The 20,150-nt window shown below is 38.7% G+C and carries 13 protein-coding genes and 3 tRNA genes; 8 read left to right on the top strand and 8 right to left on the bottom strand.

The window, feature by feature from the left end; all coding sequences use genetic code 11:
* Positions 1-102: 102 nt before the first annotated feature.
* The 4 genes from JMN32_RS22915 to JMN32_RS22900 form a co-directional block, all read right to left on the bottom strand.
* Complete coding sequence (locus JMN32_RS22915) at positions 103-1,434, bottom strand: toxin-antitoxin system YwqK family antitoxin (RefSeq protein WP_202858719.1); 1,332 nt, start codon at positions 1,432-1,434, stop codon at positions 103-105.
* 161 nt (positions 1,435-1,595) lie between these two features.
* A complete protein-coding gene (locus JMN32_RS22910) occupies positions 1,596-2,774 on the bottom strand; it encodes an acetyl-CoA C-acyltransferase (RefSeq protein WP_202858718.1) in 1,179 nt (392 codons plus the stop codon).
* A gap of 105 nt (positions 2,775-2,879) precedes the next feature.
* The gene (locus JMN32_RS22905) at positions 2,880-3,767 is read right to left on the bottom strand and encodes a hypothetical protein (protein WP_202858717.1); all 888 of its coding nucleotides are present in this window, start codon (positions 3,765-3,767) and stop codon (positions 2,880-2,882) included.
* The gene (locus JMN32_RS22900; protein WP_202858716.1) at positions 3,764-4,732 is read right to left on the bottom strand and encodes a vWA domain-containing protein; all 969 of its coding nucleotides are present in this window, start codon (positions 4,730-4,732) and stop codon (positions 3,764-3,766) included. The genes JMN32_RS22905 and JMN32_RS22900 overlap by 4 nt, the downstream gene beginning before the upstream one ends.
* Positions 4,733-5,033: 301 nt before the next feature.
* Here JMN32_RS22900 and JMN32_RS22895 point away from each other — a divergent pair.
* The 5 genes from JMN32_RS22895 to JMN32_RS22875 all read left to right on the top strand — a co-directional run bounded on the left by JMN32_RS22895 (position 5,034) and on the right by JMN32_RS22875 (position 9,506).
* Positions 5,034-5,122: transfer RNA gene (locus JMN32_RS22895), tRNA-Ser, on the top strand.
* Between the two features lie 60 nt (positions 5,123-5,182).
* Positions 5,183-5,257, top strand: a tRNA-Pro gene (locus JMN32_RS22890).
* Between the two features lie 38 nt (positions 5,258-5,295).
* Positions 5,296-5,369, top strand: a tRNA-Arg gene (locus JMN32_RS22885).
* Positions 5,370-5,447: 78 nt separating this feature from the next.
* Entirely contained in the window at positions 5,448-6,380 is a 933-nt protein-coding gene (locus tag JMN32_RS22880) for an energy transducer TonB (protein WP_202858715.1), read from the top strand.
* A 201-nt stretch (positions 6,381-6,581) separates the two neighbouring features.
* Positions 6,582-9,506: a DEAD/DEAH box helicase gene (locus JMN32_RS22875; RefSeq protein WP_202858714.1), complete on the top strand. Its 2,925-nt coding sequence runs from the start codon at positions 6,582-6,584 to the stop codon at positions 9,504-9,506.
* Positions 9,507-9,755: 249 nt separating this feature from the next.
* On the opposite strand, the gene JMN32_RS22870 is transcribed toward JMN32_RS22875, so the two are convergent.
* The 4 genes from JMN32_RS22870 to JMN32_RS22855 form a co-directional block, all read right to left on the bottom strand.
* Positions 9,756-10,817 (bottom strand): DUF4440 domain-containing protein, encoded by a 1,062-nt coding sequence (locus JMN32_RS22870; protein ID WP_202858713.1) that lies wholly within the window; start codon positions 10,815-10,817, stop codon positions 9,756-9,758.
* A gap of 368 nt (positions 10,818-11,185) precedes the next feature.
* A complete protein-coding gene (locus JMN32_RS22865) occupies positions 11,186-14,266 on the bottom strand; it encodes a WD40/YVTN/BNR-like repeat-containing protein (protein ID WP_202858712.1) in 3,081 nt (1,026 codons plus the stop codon).
* Positions 14,267-14,404: 138 nt separating this feature from the next.
* Positions 14,405-15,154, bottom strand: a complete 750-nt coding sequence (locus JMN32_RS22860; RefSeq protein ID WP_202858711.1) for an outer membrane lipoprotein-sorting protein — start codon at positions 15,152-15,154, stop codon at positions 14,405-14,407.
* A 562-nt stretch (positions 15,155-15,716) separates the two neighbouring features.
* A complete protein-coding gene (locus JMN32_RS22855; protein ID WP_202858710.1) occupies positions 15,717-16,094 on the bottom strand; it encodes a hypothetical protein in 378 nt (125 codons plus the stop codon).
* Between the two features lie 337 nt (positions 16,095-16,431).
* Here JMN32_RS22855 and JMN32_RS22850 point away from each other — a divergent pair, with 337 nt between their 5' ends.
* From JMN32_RS22850 to JMN32_RS22840, 3 genes are all read left to right on the top strand, one after another.
* Positions 16,432-16,662, top strand: coding sequence for a hypothetical protein (locus JMN32_RS22850; RefSeq protein ID WP_202858709.1), 231 nt, complete (start codon positions 16,432-16,434; stop codon positions 16,660-16,662).
* Positions 16,663-16,968: 306 nt separating this feature from the next.
* Positions 16,969-18,900, top strand: coding sequence for a rhomboid family intramembrane serine protease (locus tag JMN32_RS22845; RefSeq protein ID WP_202858708.1), 1,932 nt, complete (start codon positions 16,969-16,971; stop codon positions 18,898-18,900).
* Positions 18,901-19,382: 482 nt separating this feature from the next.
* Entirely contained in the window at positions 19,383-19,910 is a 528-nt protein-coding gene (locus JMN32_RS22840; RefSeq protein WP_202858707.1) for a UpxY family transcription antiterminator, read from the top strand.
* Positions 19,911-20,150 lie beyond the last annotated feature (240 nt).

Genomic DNA, 20,150 nt, shown 5'->3' with positions numbered 1-20,150 from the left:
GATTTATTTATGCTTTCATATGCTTAATTGTTTCTGGTATTTTCTTGTTGTTTGTCAGGGGGTTACATTAAGAGGCACTTTCCAAGAATAATTTAAATTCAATTAATTTGCATCAAAGGGTGCCGTCTTTGTATCTATCAGTTGATTGTTTTTATAGACTTCGACTTTTACAAGTTCACCCTTATCATTATAAAACTGCCATTCATTAACTTTTCTGTTGCTTACAAATTCCCCTTCTTCCTTAATTTGGCCGTTTTCATAATAGCTCTTATATATTCCATGTTTTTTATTGGCATGGTATGAGGTTTCAGTGGCCAGTGTACCGTTTGGATAGTAGGTCTTTCCGGTTTCGTATTTCATTGAGAATTTGAAAAGTTGCTCTGACGCTTTATTCCCATTTTCATGATAAGTAGTTTTTAGCCCGTTTAGTCTGTCCAGATCATAGTATTCAATCTGTTTTACCTTTCCGTTACTATGAAAATATTTCCACTCTCCATGAGGCTTAGCGTTGAGATAGTTTTCTACACTGGTAAGTTGCCCTAGTGAGTCATAGCGTGTTATTTTTTCTTCTGTCTGGTCTTTATTAAGCTCGGTCATGATTTTCGCTTTACCATTGCGATAGTACGTGTAACCGGTACCTACCTTTTTTCCTGCATTATAGGTGAAGTTGTGTTTCATATTGCCATTAGGGTAATAGCCAATATTTTCTCCGTGAAGCTGACCATTCATATACATCCCCTTGAGTAGTAGATGGCCTTCCATGTCATGGGTTTTGAAAATGCCTGTTTTTTCTCCTTGATCCATTTCTGATTCCGTTTCAAGCTGTCCGTTAGGAAAGTATGTCCTGTAGTATCCATTCAGGATACCTTTGGCATAGTTTCCTTCCGTCATTAATGTTCCATCAGCATAATAAGTCTGCGTTATGCCTGTTTGAAAACCATTTTTATAGGTGATTTTTCGCTTTATTTTCCCGCTAGGGTAGTACTCGAATAAAGTACCCTCAGGTTTTCCATTAATGAAATATCCACGGCTTTTGAGGCTGCCATCGGAATAGTGGGTAAATAGGCTGTCTGCGAGTTCATTGTTGCTAAAGCTGGCCGTTTGGACTAGTTGGCCCGTTTCAGTATAAATTTTTACAGGGCCTTCTTTTTTGCCTTCTTTGTAGGTGACCGTTCTCTGTAGCTTTTCGCCCGGGTAGTATTCTTTAAATATCCCATCCTTATAGCCGTTTTTAAAAGTTCCTTCAACAGCAATGTCACCATTAGGGTGGTATTTAAGGTATTTGCCCTCGATAATACTAGGTTCATTCTTGTTTACATAATAGACTTCCTTAAGGGTGTTCTCCTCGGGATCATAATACGTGCGAACCTCTTCCTGTGCGTAGCTTAAAATAGGAAAAACAATCAGAAGGATAAAGTATACATACCTTTTCATGTTGCAAAAGTAATGATTAATTTGATAGGAGCCAGAGCTGGCAACCTCTGTAAAGCTTGGTGTGAGGCAATTATTTTGCCAGATTAGTTCCTGCTGTATTCAATAAAAAAAGCCTTACGTTTTTAACGTAAGGCTTTCCTTAAAATTATATCTGGTATGGCTTAGAGTTTTTCGATAACAATAGCAGAGGCACCACCTCCACCATTACAAATACCAGCAACTCCTATTTTGCCATTATTTTGATGAAGTACATTATTCAAAGTTGCAATAATCCTGGCTCCAGAGCAGCCAAGCGGGTGACCTAGTGCTACGGCGCCTCCGTTTACGTTAACCTTTGCAGGGTCAAGTTCCAGTTTGGTGTTGTTGGCAATGGCAACTGCTGAAAAAGCTTCATTAATTTCATAAAAATCTACATCTTCTTTTTCTATACCTGCTGCTTTCATTGCTTTCGGTATAGCTAAAGAGGGGGCTGTTGTAAACCACATAGGGTCCTGTGCTGCATCTGCAAAGCCTCTAATTTTGGCAATAGGCGTTACACCTAACTCTTTTACTTTTTCTTCGCTCATTAATATTAGGGCAGAAGCACCGTCATTAATAGTTGAAGCATTAGCAGCAGTTACAGTACCTTCTTTAGAGAATACAGGTCTCAGAGCTGTGATTTTGTCAAATCTTACATTTTTATATTCCTCATCTTCGTTGATTACTAAAGGATCTCCTTTTCGTTGAGGAACCTCTACAGGGACTATTTCCTCAGCAAATTTACCGGCTTCCCAGGCTGCTGCAGATCTTTTATATGAATTGATGGCATATTCGTCCTGCGCCTCTCTTGAGATATTCATCTCTTTGGCAGTATTGTCAGCGCAGTTACCCATGGCGAACTGGTTATAAGCTTCCCACAGACCATCGTGCATCAGGCCATCAATTAACTGGCCGTGACCATATTTGTAGCCGAATCTGGCTTTAGGCATATAGTATGGAGCATTGGACATGCTTTCCATACCACCTGTCATTACCACATCGTTTTGCCCCAGCATGATCGACTGAGCGCCCAACATCACTGCTTTCATGCCTGATGAGCATACTTTATTAACGGTGGTACATGGTACATTGTATCCTATTCCTGCGCCAACGGCTGCCTGTCTGGCAGGTGCCTGACCCAGTCCGGCTGATACTACGTTGCCGAAGTATACTTCGTTAACTTCTTTAGCATCTACGCCAGCTTTTGATAAGGCGCCTTTAATGGCTGCTGAACCTAACTGTACAGCAGTAAGACTGGAAAGGCTGCCTCCAAAACTTCCGATGGGAGTCCTTACGGCCGCTACGACATATACATCTTTCATAATATAATCTTAGGGGTTTGTGATTAAAAGAAAAGCCTAACTTTCGTTAGGCAGACAAAAATAACCAAATAGGATGTAGTTTAAAAGGTCTACATGCATAATATTCTACCAGTCTGGTTTGTCAGATTCCCGCGGTTTGGTAGCCTTTCTTTTGTTTTGCTGGTAATACTGAATTTCTTTGTTTTTAAGAGCTTCCAGTATCATTTTTGCTTTCTCTTCTGAGATTTTCATTTCTTGAAGCTTATCAGACGCAGAACTCATTTGGTCTTGCTTGTCTTTATTTTTCTCATCTGATTCCTCTCCATCTTCAGGTTTTTGTTTTTCCTCCTCTTTAGGTTTTCCATCCTCTTTCTTTTCCCCGTCTTTTTTATCTTGTTGCTCCTGATCTTCTTTTTCGTCACCCTTGCCTTCCTTTTCCTGATCTTGCTGCTGTTCCTGGTCTTCTTTCTTTTGCTGCTCTTGTTTTTGTTGATCTTTCTTTTGCTGGTCTTTCTTCTGTTGATCCTGGTTTTCCTGATCTTGTTTGTCCTGGTTTTTCTGATCCTTGTTCTGTTCTTCCTGCTCTTTCAATACTTTTTTCAAAAGTTCATAATTATAGCGGGCTTCTTCATTGGCTGGGTCAGCTTTTAGGGCTTCTTTAAAGTGTTCTAGGGCCTCTTTGAATTTTTTTGATCGGTTTGCAATTACGCCCAGTTGCTGTTGAGCAACTGAACGTATAATGTTGTCTTTACTATCCACCACGGACTGATAGTTATTAACGGCGTTGGTGGTATCCTTGAGCTTGTAGTAGGCGTTGGCCATATTTAGCATTATGTTGTCATCTTCTACCTGCATGGAATCTACAAGGTAAAGGTAGTTGTCTAATGCTTTTTGATAGTTGCCGTTGTTGTAGGCTGTCTTAGCTTCCTTTTTTAATTTATTGACTTTGGCTATTTTGTCAAGGTCGGTCCACGAACTGGCTACAACAAGGAGTATGGTAAGTAAATACTTCATATCTTGATTGTTTTAACGCTGGTAAGAAGGTCTAAAACCAATAGCAGAAGTGCTATGCCCAAAAAGTAATAATATCTATTGGCTGAAACATCAACCTGTCTTGAATCTCTAAGCTCTCCCTCAATGTTATTTATTGTATTGATTAGTCGGGAAACATCATTGTTGGTTTCATTAATTTCGAAATACTTTCCGTTTGTTTCCGAAGCTAGCTTTCTTAATGTTTTGCTGTCAAGTTTTGTGATTACATCCTTACCACCCCTATCTTTTTTATAAACTCCGCTCGTTCTGATCTTGCTGCCACGCTCTGTTCCAACCCCAAGGGTAAATAGTTTAATTCCCTGATCTTCAATTTCTCTGGCAACCTCTTCCGTTTCTTCTCCAAAATCTTCGCCATCACTGATCAAGATTATGGCTTTTGATTTTTGTTGGGTAATAGGGGAGTCTTCACTATTTAGTTTTTCGAGAGCTAACCTTATAGGAGGAGTAAAGTCTGTTCCGGTATTAGGTACTAACGTTGTATTCAAAGTTTCAATGAAAAGATTGAGCGCATTTTGATCAAATGTAAGGGGTGCCTGCATAAAGGCTTCTGAAGAAAAAATGATAATACCAATGCGGTCAGAGCTGAAGGCTTCCACAATATTTTTTAACTCAAACTTTACTTTTTCCAGACGGGTAGGCTGAATATCATTAGCGTTCATGGACTGTGAAAGATCAACTAAAATGAAAATATCTTTACCGACAGACTTAACCTCCCTTTTTGATTCCCCAAAGGAGGGTCCCAAAAGGGCAATAATGAATAATGCGAAATAGACAGACCTGATACCTAGCTTAATGAATACGGAACTGTAGGGGGTACTCAACTTTTTGGCAATGTTGATTACCCTTGCCAGGTACAGCAAATAAAATACGATAAAAAGTATGATAAATGTAATTTCCAATCCACTAAGGGAATAGAGCCAGCTCATATCAAAAGCGTTGAGTTTAAAAACTATAATGGACAAATATATAAAAGCAGTCTTTGGACTCAAATACCATTAGTCACAAAACAAATTTTTAACATTAAAAACATTAATTAAACGGCGTTATGCACGATTTAGTTTGTCGTTTGAAAATTTCTTTAAAAAAGTTTTTCCAGGGGCTTGGTTAAGTGGAGTGAGTTCATTTATATTTGCACTCTCTTTCGGAGACAGTGACGTTGGTAAGTGCTGAAAAAGATGGGTAATATCAATGTTTGTAACACATAAAAGAGTGTTTCAATAACCATCCGGAGAGGTGGGTGAGTGGCTGAAACCAGCAGTTTGCTAAACTGTCGTACTTGGCAACAGGTACCGGGGGTTCGAATCCCCCTCTCTCCGCTGACTCTTTAGAGTGCCTGATAAACGATCAGGAAAAAAAGTAAGATTTTAATTAAAGTTCGGGGCGTAGCGCAGTCCGGTTAGCGTACCTGGTTTGGGACCAGGGGGTCGCAGGTTCGAATCCTGCCGCCCCGACTTATTTTAAAGAATTCAAAGTCTAGATTTCTAGATTGGGTTCCGTAGCTCAACTGGATAGAGCAACTGCCTTCTAAGCAGTAGGTTCGGGGTTCGAGTCCCTGCGGGATCACTAAGGAAAGCTTCCTAATTCTAGGGAGCTTTTTTTATGCCTTCTATTTAAATTCCATCCGAAAACCTTCATCAGATTATGGACCATATGAAAGTGTTTTTCTTAGCGATTTTTTTCTTTATTAACCTTTCTCTTTATGGCCAGCAGGAAGCCGTACAGTATTTAGATAAGGACTTTTTTCCTACTGAAGAAGAATCAGCATCATATTATAAGACTTACCAGAATTCGGAAGAAAATGGAAACCAATGGATTGAGAAAATATACAGAGTTTCAGGGGCTTTGTATTCTGAGGGACGCTATGAAAATGATATGAAACAAGGTGCTTTCATAAAGTACTATGCTAATGGGGCAAAATGGAAGGAGGCTCTGTTTGATCAGGGAATAGCAACAACTATAAAAATATGGTTCCGAAATGGGCAAATAATGGAAGAGGGGCCGGTGTACGATAATGAGTATAGGGTGACCTCTTCATGGGATTCCTTAGGAAATATGCTTGTACAGAAAGGTACCGGAAGTTACATTTCGTATCACGAAAATGGTATGGTAAATGAAAAAGGTGAACTGGATGGCTACTTAAAGCAAGGTCAGTGGGAAGGGTTTTATGAGAATGGTGCCATGTATTATATTGAAGAATATAAATACGGTTCGTTGATAGAAGGTAAAAGTTGGAATGAGGCCGAAGAACTATTTTCGTATAGTACATTGCATACTTCAGACGACTTCATGGAAAAGGCTGAAAAATTTTATTCTAAAATTGCCCGCAAGTTGAGGTATCCACCTACAGCAAGACGTAGAGGTATTCAAGGCAAGGTTTATATCATGTTCTTTATTAATGAGAACGGTAAAATGTGCGATGCGGTGGTGTTAAAAGGGATAGGGTATGGTTGTGATACAGAAGTTTTAAGAGTGTTTGAGCTTATTTCTGAAGAGTTGAAATTCCAGCCGATGCTTGATAGAGGTCAGTATTCAAGAACTAAAATAGTATTACCTATAACGTTTAAACTTGGTTGAGTGCAGGGTAATTCATTCACTAAATTGTATTGAGCAAGAAGGCATAGTATCAAATACTACTTATAAGGTACAGATTGTACTAAAGAGCTTTGTTTTTAGAAGTTGCAAACTTAATAAGGATCATTTTGTTAGCTACTCTATACATTTCCAGGTCCTTCCATAAACTTTTTCTTAATTTGCGATCCTATTGGAAGAATAATTATGATCCAAGAGGAGCAAAATGATCAGCCTTTTAAAGAGTATAAAGGAAGTGACGTTTCTTACGATAAGTCATTGATCCGGTACCTTGAGCAGCGTCAGCCTTCAATATCATGTGATAAGAGGACGGTCATTGTAATTGGTACACACAAGTATTATAACTTGTTTTGTGCGCAGTTGGTGGAGTGTAACCTAACTAATGATGATCGTTTAAAGAAACCTTTCACCATTCTTAATCCAATTGATCTTGTTTGGGGTACGAAGTCCGTCGACAAACTCCGCTTTTATTCTTCGATAATTAAATTTCAGGCCTTTTATGAAAAGTCTTTGATCGATAATGAGGGGTTTAAGGCATTGATATTAAATCCGTTGCAGCTTGAAATATATTATCATAATAGCGATGTCTCAGAGAGAATTAGTCCGCGATCTATCTCTCGAGTTATGTTCAAGCATGGCAAAGCCTCATTCAAAGTATATGTTAACCAGGATGAAGGAGAATATGAAATTAATGGTGAGCTAACTATCAACGGTGAAATCTATACTTTGCTTTGTGTTGATGTCAGGTTTGATAATTTTTTAATTCATGGTAATTGTTGGTATTATATTGATAACCCTGAGTTATTAAATGCTATCGCTTATTTTAAGCGATGTAACAACAAAGTGAAGGTTCCGGAGAGTGATTTTCAAAAGTTTCAGACTGACGTTCTGAATAAAATGGAAAATCATATTGCTGTGAAACATTTATACCTAAATGCCGGGACAACTGCGCAGATAAAGCGGGCGGGCTTTGATCAGGAACCTGAGAAGCTAATATTTTTGTCGGACTTGGATAGTTACGTTATGATCAACCCCGTCATGAAATATGGCGACACAGAAGTTCCGGTACTTACAAAAAAACAAATCAATGCCTTGGGTGATGATGGCGATATATTCGAGGTAGTTAGAGATTTTGATGCGGAAGATAGTTTTATTACGCTTTTGATTAGGCAGCACACGCTTTTTGATGAGCAGTTGGATAACCCTCTTTTATACTTCTATTTGCACAAGTCATATTTTCTTGATGAAGGCTGGTTTCTGGAGGCATTTGAAACCTGGAAAGATCAGGGGATAACTGTTTTAGGGTTTAATCAATTGAAGGGAAACAAGCTGAATAGCGACAGGGCAAGTGTTTCTATTCAGGTGTCCAGTGGATTAAACTGGTTCAATGCCAAGGTAGGGGTTGGGTTTGGCGGGCAAAGGGCTTCTTTAAAGCAACTATACAAGGCTGTTAAAAACAGAACTAAATATGTAAAGCTGGATGATGGAACTTTCGGTATTATTCCTGAGGAGTGGCTCCAAAGATTTCAAAGTTACTTTAGTGGGGGAGAGATCGAGGATGAGAATATTAAAATACCCAAAGTTAATTATTCGGCGGTAACAGAGCTCTATGATGCTCATATGCTTGATAAAGAGGTGCAGGAGGAAGTGACACGTTATCATGTTCAGTTATCTGATTTTGAGGCAATAGAATCTATTGAAGTATCCTCTGCATTGAATGGTGTACTAAGACCATATCAGCTTCAAGGGTTGAGTTGGCTTAATTTTTTGGATGACTTCAATTTTGGAGGGTGTCTTGCTGATGATATGGGACTAGGCAAGTCTATTCAGGTTATTGCCTTTATGCTCCGTCTGAGAGAAAAATCAAAGCAAAACACTCACTTGCTGGTTGTTCCTACCTCACTGATACATAACTGGAAAGAAGAGGTGCGCAAATTTGCTCCTTCCATAAAATTATATATTCATCATGGTCCTGAACGGCTAAAAAATGTTGATGATCTTGCTCAATATGAGACTATCATTACTACCTATGGTACATTAGTGTCCGATGTGATCTTTTTGAGGAAGTATGAGTTTACTTATGTGTTTCTCGATGAGTCCCAGAATATTAAGAACTTATCATCCCAGCGTTATAAGGCAGCCAGATTGCTGAAATCAAGAAATAAATTGCTGCTATCCGGAACCCCTTTGGAGAACAATACTTTTGATATTTATGCTCAACTATCTTTTGCCTGTCCAGGGCTGTTGGGAACAAGGAGCTTTTTTAGGAATACCTATGCCATACCTATTGATAAGTTTAAGAATAAGCATAGTGCCTATGCCCTACAACAAAAAATAAGTCCCTTCATTTTGAGGCGCACTAAAAAGGACGTGGCTACGGAGCTGCCAGAAAAAACGGAGATCATACTTTACTGTGATATGAGGGAAGAGCAGCGCAATATTTATAATGCCTATGAACGTGAGTTTAGAGAGTATATTTCGGCCAGCAGGGAGGAGGATATATCCAAAAACTCAATGCATGTTTTAAAAGGTATAACCAAGTTAAGGCAGATATGTAACTCACCCCTGTTAATTGGAGATGAGATACATGCAGGTGATTCATCGTCAAAAATGGAGATGCTTCTGGAGCAATTAAGGAGCATTTCTGGTGATCATAAGGTTCTTGTGTTTTCGCAATTCGTATCTATGCTAGACCTAATCAAAAAGGAATTGCAAAAAGAAAGAATTAAGCATGCATACCTGGTGGGTAGTACAAAAGATCGTGAGCAGGTCATTAATCAGTTTCAGCAGGATGAGGAAACCAGGGTGTTTTTAATCAGTTTAAAAGCAGGAGGGACAGGTTTAAATCTTACCGCAGCTGAATATGTTTTTATTGTTGATCCATGGTGGAATCCAGCCATTGAAAATCAGGCTATTGATCGTTGTTATCGGATTGGTCAAAGTCGTAACGTAATAGCTGCGCGACTTATTTGCCCTGATACGGTGGAGGAAAAAATACTTGCTATGCAACAACGAAAAGCATCATTGGCAGAAGATTTGGTAAATATAGAAAACAGCTTCTTTCAATCGCTGACAAAAGGGGATTTGTTAAGCATTGTCTCAAATAATTAAAAATGGAGACTAGGTTATGTCAGGTCTAATTCATTTTCCTTCTTCATGACTTACTTTGACATTGGCAGTGTAGCTACGGTCCTTATAAAGAAACGGAAGCTAGTCCTAACTTTTAAACAACTGTCATAATTAAGGTTGGAGTGATTATTTTAAATAAATGCCTTCTCGAAACATCAAATGAAGTGATGAAAAGGCATTTTTTCTTTACAAAGGTCTGGTTCGCTGTTACTGAGGGAGCCAGTCATTATGCTATAGGCGAAGTAAATCCATAATCCGGTCTATACGCCACACTCCGTCTTGTCCTTTCTCCCAACGTATTACATAGTTACTCTTTTCCAGAGACTGCACGCCATCTTTTATCACAGTTTTGTCGGATTGACCAATGTCAAAAGCCACATTGCCATGTATAAACCTGTCATGTAATCTATCATCGGAGGAGACTACACTTCCTGTTTCAAAAAATTGACGATAATGCACATACAGTTCATCGCGGTCCAGATCAAGTCCCAGTCCGAGCAGGCGGAAGTCTTGTGTATAGAACTTATAGGCTTTGTCTGCATCCCCCGTTGCAAGTGCTTGCATATATTCATCAAACCGTTGTGAAATAACGTCTTGGTTAATAGCGTCATTTCCTTTGTTGTGATCGTTAACATGGTTCCCGAAACAAATTACCGCCCCTTCATCAGTGGTATGGTTAACAGGGATAGAGTTGCCTCTGGGGCCAGCAACACCTCTGTCAACATGCCAAAGATGATCATTGCCCTTTTTCCATCTTAAAAAATAGTATCCATTGATAACAAATGGCGTACCGTTTATGGCTTTTCCTGGATTATCATAAGCCCCAATATCATAAACTACATTATTATACACATAGCGTTCCAATGATTCCAGGTCGTAAGAATATAGCTCACCTCCATTCTCATAGAAAAAAATCATTTGATCTAGCATCTCATCACGATTTTTGTCAAAATTTGGAACAAATTCATGGAAGTCCGGTGTCCAAAAGTCGTTATACAACTGGTTTATATCTTCTGTAACAAAAGCTGCTACATATGCCTGGTGGCGGTCAGTAATTTCCTGACCGGTTGTAATACATTTTTTACTCATGGGCTTGTTTTTTTTGAAATTAACTGACGTAGGGTTCATTTCTGTACTTGAGCCGGACGCAACTGTCAGGTCACTTTCCAGGTCGGAACATCCCATAATTAATAAATAGGTGGTTATTATAAGTATGCTGAAAGCTGTGGCTGTACTATTGTAGAATCGTATTTTAGTTTTTAGCCAGGTTGAGTTTGGTTTACATTTTTTCATTTTTATTAATGTTTAAATTGAATCATTATTAATGCTATTAAAAAAATGTACTTGTTTGAAATATTAGACAGGACAGAAAGGTGGACATTATGGCTTAATAAATGTAAGTGTCGGATAGCTAGAACATTGTCTTCTTAAAAAGAGAATAGTAAAATAATTAGATTTTTAGGTGCTATACTTGTGAATGACAAGAAGGATTTTTGAGAGAGGAAACGAGGAGGAGGAAAGAGAGATTACTGTCTTTTATGGAGATGAAAACTTCAAATTGTGACAATTCGAAGTTTTACAAACTAGGTAAAGGAAGGGGAATGGCTTGTTTTAGTTTTTAAGAAATAAGGCCGGGCATACCCCGACCTTATTGTAATACCTTATTCACTCAAAAAATCATCTTTACTTTTGATAGTTATTGGCTTTAAATTACCCTTTTCAATGTAAGCGGTCATTTTACTAATCTGTTTTTCTTTTATCTTTTTAAAATCCGCTTTGGCCTTATTAAACCTTTCTTCTATCAACTTGAGATTGTCCATTTCTGAGGCTGAGGGTTTTTCAAAACCTGCAGCTATTTTACTATACAGGTCAGATAGTTTCTCCCTTAATTGAGGTTCAGCCGCACCTACATAGTTATCTCCCTTGGTAATAACCATGGTGTCTTTCAGGTCATTGAGCAACTTGATGACCGGTTCGGCTACCTTTTTGGATTTAGCATCCTCTTTGAGTAGATTTTCCGCTCTGGTAACCCACTCGTCCATTTCGTAAACAGTATAGGCCAGATCTTCTGACATATCATAAAGTTTCATGGTTACATCGTACTTCACTTTGCGATCAGCATCTGTTAATAAGGAGGTGGGGTCATTAACCAAAACCAATTCAGTTTCATAAGTGTCTTTTCCCTTGATGATAACTACTTTATAAGTACCTGCCTGTACCCTTGGAGAGGTAAAGCCGCCGTAAGTGAACGTCTTACCTTTGGCCACTTTGGGTTGCTTCGTCCTGTAGTTCCAAGTTACTATATTGATACCCTTTGATTTTCCCGGGGTTAACTCTATAACCTGATTTCCTTCACTATCCTGAATTTCCATGGTCATTTTGCCAAATGTATGACGCTTCTTTAGATAGTAAACTATACGGGCAGATTTTGAAGGGTTGGGACCAATAAATTGGGTTTCTGTGCTTCCCCCGCCAAAACCGCTCTCCTCAACCATAATAGTTGGTTTTGAATCGAAGAAGTGGACATTCTTTTGAAGTACTTCCTGGCTTAGCTGACGAAGGGGGGAGATGTCATCTATAATAATAATTCCTCTGCCGTGTGTGCCAAGTATCAGGTCGTTGGTTTTCTTATGTAGCTCAATATGATGAATAGCCACCGCCGGAACATTATTGGTGAATTTCGACCATGATAGGCCGCCGTTAATGGTTATATATAGGCCAAATTCTGTTCCAAGAAATAGCAAGTTTTCATTCTCATAATCCTCCTGAATGTTACGGGCAAAGCCATCAATTTCATCTGTTATAATAGACTTCCATGTTTTTCCAAAGTCGGTTGTTTTATAAACATAAGTGTTGAAATCACCCGTACTATGTCCTTCAAATACGGCATAAGCTGTTCCTTTATTGAAGTTGCTAGCCTCAATGTGGTAACACCATGTATTTTTGGGGAGGCCCTGAATATTTGTAATTGTATTGGTCCACGATTTTCCTCCATTTTGTGTTACCTGTACATTTCCATCATCGGTACCAACCCAAATTACCTGCTCATCGATGGGAGACTCTGCGATGGTAAATATAGTTGTATGGTTCTCTGCCCCTGAGTTATCTTTTGACAGTCCGCCAGATTCTTCCTGGGTCTGCTTGGCAGGATCGTTGGTAGTCAAATCCGGAGATATTTTTACCCAGGTGTCTCCCATGTCTTCGGATTTATGAAGGAATTGACTTCCCATATAAAACCTGTCAGGCTGATGAACGCTTATAGCCATAGGGGCATTCCAATTAAACCGGAGTTTGGGGTCTCCTTTTACCGGTAGTGGCTGAATAGTTTTATTCTTGTTTCTGTCAACGTCATAGCGCCATACATTTTCGGCCCCCTGCATTTCAGAGTAAATAATGTTTTTGGTAGGGTGTTTTAGCACCCTAAAACCATCCCCATAACCGATAGAGTTCCAGTCACGAGCTTCTATACCACCTGGGGAGGAGGATGGGCCATACCATGAGCCATTATCCTGAAGGCCTCCATAGATGTTGTAAGGTTCATTGTCATCTACACTGATGTGATAAAACTGCGAAATAGGCAGGTTAGTAACCATCTCCATGGTAGTTCCTCCGTTGTAAGAGCGGTACACTCCTCCATCAGTTCCTACATACATTCTGTCAGAGTCATTGATGTCAAAAAGAATGTCGTGAATGTCCGCATGCATATTGCCCAAGTTTTTGAAAGTCTTACCACCATCACGGCTTATAGACCCAAACAGTCCGCCTTTAACCACCACGTCAGGGTTTTTGGGGTCTATAACAAGGCGTGAGAAGTAAAATGGTCTTACTACCAAACCGAAGTCATTGTTCAGGTGTTGCCAGCTTTTTCCTGCATCATCAGACCTGTAAAGCCCGTTGTTTTTGGCTTGCTCAGTTTCCAGTACCGTATAAAGAATGTTAGGGTCGGAGGGGGCTACTGCCACTGCAATTCTTCCCAGTTTACCAGAAGGGAATCCGTTATGGATTTTGTCCCAGGTTTTACCTCCATCTGTTGATTTATACAAGGCACTATTTTGCCCTCCTGAGTTGAACGACCAAGGTGTTCTCCTAAACTCCCACATGGATGCATATAAGATGTTAGGATCTTTAGGGTCCGTAACCAGGTCACTGCAACCAGTTTTTTGATCAATATAGAGTATCCTTTCCCATGTTTTACCTCCGTCTGGAGATTTGTATACACCTCTTTCCTCGCTATCACTCCACAAAGCTCCTAATACCCCAACATAAATATCCTGAGAGGAAGGGCTAATGGCGATACTGCTTATACGCTCTGATTTATTAAAGCCTACTTTTTTCCAGTTGTTGCCTCCATCAGTGGACTGAAATAGTCCGTCACCAATGGATACACTGTTTCTTGTCCAGGTTTCACCAGTTCCTACCCATATGGTATTATCAGGATCCTTGGGGTCGATACTTATGACCCCGATAGATTGAGGGTGTTCATCAAATATGGATTTAAAGGTGACACCACCGTCAAAAGACTTCCAAACACCACCACCTGCAGCTCCGGCGTAAATGACTCTGTTGTTTTTAGGGTGTCCTTCTAAATCATTTATTCTCCCGCTCATTAGTGCTGGGCCAATTTGACGGGCTTGTAAGTCTCCGAATAGTTCTTTGCCCTTGAGCTTAATTTCCTCCTGAGCTGATACTCTGGAGAAAATAAGCGTACATAGGGCTATGGTTACATAAAATGCACTTTTCATATTTGTAGAGTTAAATGAGTTGTTATGGTTTTGAGTTGATGAAGGTGTCAGTTGCCGGTAATGGAAGCGGCAGGTCATCATTATAAAGGAGCTGAAACTAAAATGGCTCAGAATTTTTTCTGAGCCATTTCTGAATATTTACTCTCCTTCAGGGAATGCAAATTCACTTTCGTCTATTTCAGGATTAACTTCAATAGCATCTACAGTAATGGGTTGAGAAGGACCATCTTTAACTCCCTGTGAAATAGAGAAAGGGAAATACAAGCCTTCTACTTCCTGATAGTCGCTGAACGTGATATGTGATATAACTCCTTTTTGAGGCCCTGAAACAACTTCACTTTCCTGAGCTATGGGAACAAAGTTTTCTTTATCGAAGAAGTAGTACACTACATCTTCTACTTTTTCTCCATCTACAGTAACAGGCTCTTTTACAAGCTTTAGTTTAAAGGTCTCAGTGCCTTCTACAGTTTCATTGCCTACCAACTCAAGTTTATATCCTTTCTTTTTGTAATCATAAAGATCTTGAGGGAAGTCGTTGGTGTTTAACTTATGGTTGGCAGTAGTTTCTGCGTCAGCTTTTTCGGCTTTCATAGTTTGGAAATTAGTGTTCCAAAGTACGTTACCATCATATACACCTTGCATAAAGTTATTCCCCTGTAGAGAAACTTTGGTGTATTGCTTGCCATCAGACAGTTGAACCACTTCAACAGGGATTTCCATGCCCCCCTGATTTACTTTGAAATTCATTTTTACGCCCTTAAGCGCTCCCCAATTTTCATATCCACCAGTGTTCTCAAAGTAATTAGTTATAATTTCATCTGCTGTTTGGGCTTGTGCCCATGATGCTACAAAAAATAAAGCCAGCATCATTAATTTCATTCTTTTCATATCAATTTGATCAAGGTTGTATTTAATTTACAAGTCTTAGAGCCTTTAAGGCTTTTAAGACAGTGTAATATGATAAAAAAGATGAATAGTTCTAATCAAGAAGTGATGACCTTTTAGTATTTGCTGATGATTGGTACAGAGAGGTGACGAAACTACTATAGATTTCAGTAGGTTACCGAAAATACTGATGCGGATTCCTCTTAGTCTATGGTTCGAATTGATGGTGTGTAACACCCTGATATCAATTCAGCTTTAAGAACATTTTGTCAAAGTTCATCGTGAGTTTATCAAACTGTTGGAAATACGCCTTACCTGAGATTGCTGTACATTCCAGTGTGGTCTTTCAGGTTATCATCAAAAAATGCAATGGCTTGATCAACTTGAAATGAACGTTGAGCGATGGATGCTTTAAAACAAAATGTGTAGTTGTGAATCTAGGGAGAATACCTGGTTGTCAGGGATGTGGTGGTAAAAGCTTGAGAATTATCTATGGGGCGATTTTTTTGATACTTCTCATAGACTATATTTCATTCAGTAAATGAGAGTGTCAATGGTTTTGCTGTTAATAACTACTGGGGTAAGGTAGCCGGAATTTAACAACACGTGCATGTCTTAAGTTATTATCAAAAATAAGGGCTTCCGCGTCCGGATGTTGTTCTTTTGCTAGCACGGTCATGTTTCTGAGTACATGCTGAAAGTCTACATTTTTTTCAGTCGCGGTCGTTCCTTTAATGATATGGGCAAGCTTGTTATTTTCCGAGGTTGCCTCATATAATTGATCATTATGAACTTCTCCCAAAGGTTCTACCTGCATTCGAGGTTCTGACAAAACATAAATATACAGCCCATTGACCTGCTTTACTGCTATGGCCTGACTTTTATCGATTGTTTCACAGGAAGCTAAACCAACCAAAAACACTAATAATGTTAAAGTTCTCATATTTGATCTGGAATTTGTTTTATAAATAAATATAAGGTATAAAACTCTATTTTAAAAACCCTGGCCATTGTGTATCAGGAGGGGCTATTGGGTAATTTTACTCAATTTTATAGGTAAAAATACCCAATACTGATTTTGATAAAGTTGTTCCGTTTTTAAGAAAGGGCAATTCGTGTCACGGGTAGACTTTTTTGTGAAAAAAAATATATTTTTTATAGCTAGCTTTTGATGTCTAAAAGTTGGTGGTTAAATGGGGGCTATTAAGCGCATTTAATGGATTGTGTAGCAACAAAACCGCTTTTTAATTTGTTTTAATTAGTAACCCAAATTTTTGCAAATGGAACAGGCACGAAGCGTACTTATTACTCATCGGGGTCACATGAATGGAGAAAGGTACTTGATTGACAACTCCAAGAAGGAAGTGCATGACCTTTTTAATGTTAAAACCAATTGCCAAATCAATGATATCATGAAACATGGGGACGACTTACCATGTAAGTCGCTGCAGAAGGCTCACAAAGAAGGGGTTCATGATTGCATTTGGTGTATTGGAGGTACTAAAAAATAATGACCTTGATGAGTAGCTAATTGAACAGGTAAATGGTTGGAAATACCTGATCTAAAGGGGTGTTGTTTTTTTATGTAAAGGCCCTTATAACACCTGTTATTACCTGTTTGAAACACCTCAGATGACTCACCATATCACCAAATTAGTACAGAGCAACATAATGCAAAGCGGAAAATATCAGGCAAACCTGGATACCCATAGAAGTAACGCTGTAGGGGAAGGAAATCAGATATATGTCTGATCGTGTTTGAAAGCGATTACTTAAAGAGGTATAAAGAATAGCATATTTCCTAGTTTTGTGCTTAGATGACTAGAAGTGTATCCCTTTTTAAGAAATATCCCTGGATTACCTATCTGCTGTTGGTGATCAATATTTCAGTTTTTGGTGCGATGATATTTTTAGGTTATAGCACGCTGAATATTTATGATCTTCTTGATTGGGGCGCAAACTTTTATCCCTATACTTTCAAGGATGAATGGTGGAGGTTGATAACCAGCATGTTTCTTCATATAGGCTTTTTGCACCTTCTTGTAAACATGTTTACCCTATATAGTCTGGGGTCTCATATTGAATCTAAGTTTGGGCATAGAGTATTCATTGTTTCCTATCTGGTTTCTGGTCTGTCGGCAGGATTGGTTAGCGGGTATTACAATTTATATGAAGTCAGTGCAGGTGCTAGTGGGGCTATCTTTGGTATTTATGGTTTTTATATTGTGCAGGTACTTGCCCATGATTGGGAAGACAAATCGGCGGTGATCAAATCATTTTTGGGGTTTGCTTTATATATAGCTGTCTTTACCGTTATTGGTACTCAGGCTAATTTTGATAATGAAGCACATTTTGGAGGTCTTGGTGCAGGAATAGTTATTGGCTTGGGAGACGTTATTTTTAATACACAGCGAACTCATCGTATCTACCCGTTAATACTTGTGGTTTCGCTTGCACTTATTTACTTGGCCTATCAAAATATTCCTCGCTCAAAAGTACAGTATTTTGATATGTTTCAAGTATTTATGGAAACGGATAATATGACTGTAGACAAAATGAATGCCCGTTACGCTTCAGATTCTGTCATGGCGAATAACCTGGGTGAGCTACTCCTTGAATGGGATACCGTGAGACAGGAAATAGATGCCTTGCCTGTTATTCCCGCCGCATTAGAGAGTGACAGACAGATCCTCGAAAATTATACTGAATGGAAAAAAGAGGAAATCAGCTTTATTTTGACCATCCTCAGAGAAGAGTCTTATATCTACATGGATAGTCTGGATTTTGTAAGAGCTAAAATGGATAGTAGCCCCCCTTTGCAATATGTACTCAATTATAATCGCCCTTTAAAAACAGTCCCGGATTCAGCAAAAATACAAGACTCACCGGTTCGGGAAGTCGTTGAAGTGTATTACGATAGTTTATGGAATGAATGTCCTATCTGGAAACACCATTATTATAGAAGAGGCTATAAAGATAGTTTGGGAAGGTGGGATGGCTACGTTCGCGATTACTACAAAAATGGCAAAATACAAATGAAAGGAAAATATAGCCAGAATCTTAGGGATGGGGTTTTTATCTATTATAATAAGAATGATACTTATTCTGCTGCAGGCAGATACAAAAAAGAGTATAAAGTAGGTAAATGGCAATATTTTTATGAAACGGGTACTCTGTCATCAGAGATAAGGTACCAGGATCGGGCATATACTATCAATACCTGGGATTCGTTGGGTAACCCCATGGTGGTTCAGGGTAATGGAGAAGACACGCACAAGTATACTAATGGCATTGTTGCTTCATATGAAAACTATGTTGAGGGGAGGATAGAGGGGGAGGCTTATGGGTATCATCGAAATGGGAAGCCATATTATAAGGAGTTTTATAGGGATGGTAGACTGGTGTATGGTAGAGCAGTTTCTTTGAAAGGTGAAAGATTCGATTATGACATGAGTACATTTATTCCTCATGCCGAAGGAGGAGCCGATGCTTTTCTGGATTATATTGACTCTCATAAAATTTACCCGGCCGAAGCCCGTAAAAATAATATTTCCGGAGATCTGGAAGTAGTTTTTACTGTTCATATAGACGGCACCATCAGTGATGTGCGGTTTTTAAACCATTTGGGTTATGGGTGTGAAGAAGAAGCAGAAAGGCTACTTAAAGAGGGGCCCGAATGGATACCGGCTTACCTGCATGGTATGGAACCTGTTACTTCGGAGGGGATGGTCAATATTAGTTTTCCTTAAGCTATTGTTTATTTAACATTATTTCACTTTAATTTTTATTGATTATCGTGTTTATATATGTTTTAAACAACTTTAATTAGTATTAATAATGATTTTATATTGAGCTTGTTTTGTCAGGTTCAGGGGCTGCTGTTTTTTGGTTTGAAGTAAGATTTGGACTCATTATAACATTAAATTAATGTTAAATTTTACTGGTTAGGGGCCCTATTTACCAATTTTCAGTAACCTAAATTTATGTTAAACGTAAGCATCAAAGGTTCGTATTGAACTTTTGATTGATGTTTTTTTTGATTTTTTAGGAAAAAATTGTTTAGAGCTTATGAATTGAGTTGAAAGCATATAAAGTATTAACGATTAGTACCCAAGGTAGATAACAGTTTTATCTGGAAAAAATAATATAACCATATTGTATGTTTTTCAAATAATCCTTATCATTGAGCCATTAAGTAAACCAACCAACCAACCAAAACTTACTTAAAAATATGGAGACCCCATCTGTTAAACCATCCTGCTGGCAGGTAGTTTATACATATTCCCAGTATGAAAAGAAGGTGCAAAAGGAGTTCCAAAGAAAAGGCATTGAGTCTTTTCTGCCCCTTCAAAAGAAAATAAGGCAATGGAGTGACCGCAAGCGTAAGGTAGAAGTGCCTTTATTTCCTAACTACATCTTTGTTAGAGTAGCTATAAAAAACCTTTGGAAGGTTTTAAAAGTGAACGGAATTGTCAAGTTCATTTCCAGTGAAGGTCGACCAGTGACCGTTTCCAATGCCACTGTTGATTCTATTAGAAAATTGATCAATCATGATGTCGAAGTTACCAATGAGCTTTTTACTGAGGGCGATATAGTGAGGGTGATTCGTGGGCCATTGTCGGAGACTGAAGGAGTTTTGGTTGAAAAGAAAGGGAAAAGCAGATTAGCTATTCAGATAAGTATAATGAAGCAATCTGTTTTAGTTGACATTGCTCCCTGCGATCTTGAAAAAGTGGGTAGGTTGGAGCAGGCAGTTTAACAAATCTGATAGACTGAGGTATTTAAGGGTGTTGTCATTTTGATGACACTTTCATGACAAATATTACATCATAATTTTTACTTTCTGGAAGGTTACAAATGTGACTGGGCTTAGCGGAGCTGTATCCTTTCAAACCCCTTAAACTAAGGGACAGGCTATGAATAAGCTGCATTTTATTACAAGTCAAATTGAGGGCTTTGCATACTAAAGCATCCGTGATTTGTACGATCATCATCAGTG

The organism is Fulvivirga marina, from assembly GCF_016775155.1.
GTDB lineage: Bacteria > Bacteroidota > Bacteroidia > Cytophagales > Cyclobacteriaceae > Fulvivirga > Fulvivirga marina.
Note: the sequence above shows the minus strand (reverse complement) of the source record. Positions and strands in the feature narration are given on the sequence as shown.

Coding starts and splice junctions, on each gene's coding strand:
- JMN32_RS22900 (WP_202858716.1), bottom strand. CDS start 4,732: ATGAGCTGGCTCTATTCCCTTAGTGGATTGGAAATTACATTTATCATA.
- JMN32_RS22915 (WP_202858719.1), bottom strand. CDS start 1,434: ATGAAAAGGTATGTATACTTTATCCTTCTGATTGTTTTTCCTATTTTA.
- JMN32_RS22875 (WP_202858714.1), top strand. CDS start 6,582: ATGATCCAAGAGGAGCAAAATGATCAGCCTTTTAAAGAGTATAAAGGA.
- JMN32_RS22845 (WP_202858708.1), top strand. CDS start 16,969: ATGACTAGAAGTGTATCCCTTTTTAAGAAATATCCCTGGATTACCTAT.
- JMN32_RS22850 (WP_202858709.1), top strand. CDS start 16,432: ATGGAACAGGCACGAAGCGTACTTATTACTCATCGGGGTCACATGAAT.
- JMN32_RS22880 (WP_202858715.1), top strand. CDS start 5,448: ATGGACCATATGAAAGTGTTTTTCTTAGCGATTTTTTTCTTTATTAAC.
- JMN32_RS22860 (WP_202858711.1), bottom strand. CDS start 15,154: ATGAAAAGAATGAAATTAATGATGCTGGCTTTATTTTTTGTAGCATCA.
- JMN32_RS22870 (WP_202858713.1), bottom strand. CDS start 10,817: ATGAAAAAATGTAAACCAAACTCAACCTGGCTAAAAACTAAAATACGA.
- JMN32_RS22855 (WP_202858710.1), bottom strand. CDS start 16,094: ATGAGAACTTTAACATTATTAGTGTTTTTGGTTGGTTTAGCTTCCTGT.
- JMN32_RS22840 (WP_202858707.1), top strand. CDS start 19,383: ATGGAGACCCCATCTGTTAAACCATCCTGCTGGCAGGTAGTTTATACA.
- JMN32_RS22910 (WP_202858718.1), bottom strand. CDS start 2,774: ATGAAAGATGTATATGTCGTAGCGGCCGTAAGGACTCCCATCGGAAGT.
- JMN32_RS22865 (WP_202858712.1), bottom strand. CDS start 14,266: ATGAAAAGTGCATTTTATGTAACCATAGCCCTATGTACGCTTATTTTC.
- JMN32_RS22905 (WP_202858717.1), bottom strand. CDS start 3,767: ATGAAGTATTTACTTACCATACTCCTTGTTGTAGCCAGTTCGTGGACC.